3 protein-coding genes and 1 pseudogene are annotated in these 3,735 nt (G+C 47.1%); 2 read left to right on the top strand and 2 right to left on the bottom strand.

Going from position 1 to position 3,735, the window contains the following annotated elements:
* Window positions 1-545: 545 nt before the first annotated feature.
* Window positions 546-779 (top strand): annotated as a pseudogene (locus tag ACUVJL_RS17240) (IS110 family transposase); the annotation flags it as partial.
* Window positions 759-1,307, top strand: a complete 549-nt coding sequence (locus ACUVJL_RS17235) for an IS110 family transposase (protein WP_445246972.1) — start codon at window positions 759-761, stop codon at window positions 1,305-1,307. The pseudogene ACUVJL_RS17240 and the gene ACUVJL_RS17235, both read left to right, overlap by 21 nt.
* Window positions 1,308-1,436: 129 nt before the next feature.
* Here ACUVJL_RS17235 and ACUVJL_RS17230 read toward each other — a convergent pair whose 3' ends face one another.
* Complete coding sequence (locus ACUVJL_RS17230) at window positions 1,437-1,991, bottom strand: cyclic nucleotide-binding domain-containing protein (RefSeq protein WP_445246971.1); 555 nt, start codon at window positions 1,989-1,991, stop codon at window positions 1,437-1,439.
* A 338-nt stretch (window positions 1,992-2,329) separates the two neighbouring features.
* Complete coding sequence (locus ACUVJL_RS17225) at window positions 2,330-3,313, bottom strand: DUF1517 domain-containing protein (RefSeq protein ID WP_445246970.1); 984 nt, start codon at window positions 3,311-3,313, stop codon at window positions 2,330-2,332.
* Window positions 3,314-3,735: the final 422 nt, after the last annotated feature.

The following is a 3,735-nucleotide window of genomic DNA, read 5'->3' as shown; positions in this document are numbered from 1 at the left end:
CAGGCGATCGAGCCAACAATCAGGCGATCGAGCCAACAATCAGGCGATCGAGCCGACAAGCAAAGCGAATCTAAAGAAACAAGGAAAGTTTAGTACAAATGGTTCTGTAACAGCAGAAAGTGTTCTTTAAGGACATCAGAAATCGGTGAAGTTGGCCCGCCCCTTAGACTGCATAAGTCTGTTGCGTAGATAAGCTCCCATTACTGATGACAGGCGCACACTAAACTGGACAGTATCTTAGGCTCTCGGCATCTCCGGGAAAGCCTGCATTCACAAGGTTAGTATTCAATTGCCTGTCGGTTCTTTCATAAATTGGAGTATATCTGGAGCAAATAATGACATCAACAGTCTTAGGTATAGACATCAGTAAAAGAGACTTTCATGTCTCATTACTGAAAGAAAGTCGTGCAACTAAACCCAGAAAGTTTACCAACAATATTCAAGGGTTTGAGAGTTTACATAACTGGCTTCAACAACAAAGTGTAGTTGAACTCCATGCTTGTATGGAAGCTACTAGCAATTAGGTCGAAGCCTTAGCCGAATTCCTCTATGGGGCGGGTTTTCAGGTCAGCATCGTCAATCCGGCCCGGATTAAAGGGTTTGCTAAAGGCGAACTTCTGAGAACTAAAACCGACTCCGTAGATGCGGCACTGATTGCTCGTTTTTGTGCGGCTATGAAGCCGTCTCTGTGGACACCAACTGCACCGGAAGTCAAAGAATTACAAGCCCTGTTGCGACGGCTCGAATCTGTAATCGAAATGACTACGAGCGAGCAGAACCGTCTGGAAACAGCTACGCCAACTGTTGCTGGTCTTACGCTTGCACATTTGGAGTATCTAAAACAGCAACAACAACTAATCAAAAAACTGATTAGTGACCATTTTGACCAACACCCACATTTAAAACAACAGCGTGACCTCTTGACCTCAATTCCTGGAATTGGTGAACAGACAGCATCCGTGTTGTTAGCTGAAATTCGTGATGTTTCCGATTACAACAATGCCCGTCAATTAGCGGCTTATGCGGGTTTAACACCCTGTGAACGCAGTTCTGGAACTTCGGTTAAAGGCAAAACTCGTTTGTCCTGCACCGTCCATGTCCGACTCCGAAAGGCGTTGTACTTGCCTGCGGTAGTGGCGATGCGTTTCAACCCGTTGCTGAAAGCTATGAGTGACAGATTATTGGGACGTGGAAAGGTAAAAATGCAGGTGATTGGCGCTCTGATGAGGAAATTGGTGCATTTGGCTTTTGGGATTTTAAAATCCCAAAAGCCTTTCGACCCAAATTATTTACTCGCGACCCCTTGACAGTTCAAGACAGTATCTACAGGAATCATGGTCAATCGACCGAATATGATATGAGAGTTTAAATCGATGATAAATTACCGTATGTATTGGCCACTTTTGACACCCAACTCAAAAACGCCTTAAAATTACTCAAGCCTTAACATTTTCCCTCAGCCAATTAAACTTAGCCTCAGCTAGCGCCAAATTTTCCAGGACGTTAGGATTGGTATCCTCCAGTTCAAATTCTCGTTGATCTAATTCAATATTGCGACCGTATTCTATAAGTCTGATCGTACCGCGCATCCTGTCTGCCAGACACAGTGAAATTCCATAATAAAACCGGGAAGCAAAGCCCATATCCTGTTGAAGTTTGATTACTAACTGCCGTCTGGGAATTGACAGCAAGTGAGTTTCTTCCATCGCCTTCACCGTTGCCAAAGGAGGACGACTATCAATGAAAGAAACTTCTCCGACAAGTTCTCCGCTGGCTATTTTAGCAAGTTCTTTAGTCTGCTCAGCCTCGATCAAAACGCTCAAACTCCCATCCAAAACAATGTATAGCGCATCGATCTGTCTGCCTTCATGGATCAAAATCGCGCCCGGTTCTAGAACTTCCTTTTTGCCTTTTTGGACGATCCAGTCGATATCGTCGTTATTTAACTCGCTCAAAATGAAAAGGGCTTTTTTTCTGCTGCTGTCGGCCATAAGTTTAGCTCCCGATGCTTCTTTTTTGTATAAAATTTAGAGTACACGCGGTCGCAACTTCTTCCGAAGCAGTCACTCCTCGCTTAATACAGTTTTTTTTCTTCTGCCTAACTTCTTCGCCAAACGTTTCTCGGGCAGGTCTTGCTAATCGCAGAAGATAAATCAAACTGAATCATAATCTTTCAATACTAGCATTTGTTAAACAATCTTTTTTAAGTCGAGCAGCCTACACAAAATCCTGCTTCATGCCCGTCTCAAAAGCAATTGGGTTCGCCCGCACAGCGTTGCTGCGGGCTCGGGCGCGGCAGACAATCCTCCGCGCCCAGTCTTGCTTACTACTAAATCGATCGCAAATCAGGATAGCCGGCCAACATATCGTCAGCAGTCAGAGTGTCCCCGTTCGCTTGAGGAGTCCACAGCACCTCAACCGCCAGCAACTGTTCGCTTGATACTCCCCCAATCTGGCGCAAAGCTTGGCGCAAATCTTCAGAATTTTTCACGGCTGGCAATTGCAATTTGCCTTGAGTACCGACAATCACCGTCACCACAATAAATTCCCCGGGATCTGAATTCAAATCAGAAGCAACCAGCGCACCATTTTCCTGCAAACCTGGCAGGATCTTGCTGCTCCCTGCTTGTCGGAGCTGGTTGTTATAATTCGAGAGCGTTTCTTCAGTAAATTTGCTGCGTTCTGCCAAAGAAAATTGATTAAACTTAGCTTCGGCTGCTTCCAAGCGAGTTTGCACAGATTCAGCGCCCGCGTAAGCCCAGTATTCAGGATGCCGCAGCAGCGCCAGAGTAGATTCTTGCAGCACTTGAGCGCGACCTGCTGCGGTATCGGTATCCGCTTTTAGCGCTAGGGAGTCGAGTTCGGCTTGCAAACCGCGGGCCTCTGCTAGCAAACCGACTTGCAAGCGGGCGACAGATACAGTGGTAGTAGGGACGCTGTTGCCGAGTTCGTCAGTTGTGCCCCCGGCGCGGCGGAAACTTTGGACGAGGAAATTAGCGATCGAGATAAAAATCAAAATCGAGAACAGGCCGCCAAACCCGCCCCCAAAGCCAAAAAACGGCAGCAAGAACGGGAAACCGAAGCCGCCGCCAAAGCCGCCGCCCGGGTAGTAACCCCCTCCCGGCGGGGCGTAAGTGCGACTCGGCGATGAGTAACTGCGCGCCGGAGCTCTAAAAGATCCGCCGCCGATGCGTCCTCCGCTGCGGGCTGCCAGAGCTCCGTCAGCGTTACCGAGGGCTAGCGTCAGTACCAGACCGATCGCGAATAGTGATTTCAAAAGCGGTTTGATCTTTGAAATTAGTTGCTTGTACATAAGACCGTTACTATTCGATACATTTATAATTTACAGTTTATTCTCGCTTCTGGGCAGGCTGGTTGCAGGTGTGAAGCCAGCGAGATATCCGTACCAACCGATCCTGCAAGCACCGGCACCGGCTCAGTCTGGCAACGGGAAAGGCCCGAAAGGACTTGCATTCCTGACGAAGAACAATGCACATCGCGGGTTTTACCAAAATAATTGGGTTTAAAGCCCCCTCCTTCTAGGACGGCTTTAATTTCGACCGTAATTTGTAAAAACTTATAAAGTAAACACATTTTATAAGGAATACCCTGAAAACCCCGTGACTTCAGTCCGGGGATGAAAGGGCGTTGCAGGATTTATCCTGCCTGTTCTCTTTACCTCAGTCATGAACCCAAAATCCAATCTTTTTAATTCAAAAAACTTCCTTAAAAAGC

The sequence above is a fragment of the Microcoleus sp. OTE_8_concoct_300 genome (assembly GCF_031383065.1).
In the GTDB taxonomy this organism is placed as follows: Bacteria; Cyanobacteriota; Cyanobacteriia; order Cyanobacteriales; family Microcoleaceae; genus Microcoleus.
This window is presented reverse-complemented; position numbering and strand designations above follow the sequence as displayed.

Bases quoted from the DNA above. Each gene is read 5' to 3' on its own strand.
- ACUVJL_RS17235 (WP_445246972.1), top strand. From the start codon at position 759: ATGACTACGAGCGAGCAGAACCGTCTGGAAACAGCTACGCCAACTGTT.
- ACUVJL_RS17225 (WP_445246970.1), bottom strand. From the start codon at position 3,313: ATGTACAAGCAACTAATTTCAAAGATCAAACCGCTTTTGAAATCACTA.
- ACUVJL_RS17230 (WP_445246971.1), bottom strand. From the start codon at position 1,991: ATGGCCGACAGCAGCAGAAAAAAAGCCCTTTTCATTTTGAGCGAGTTA.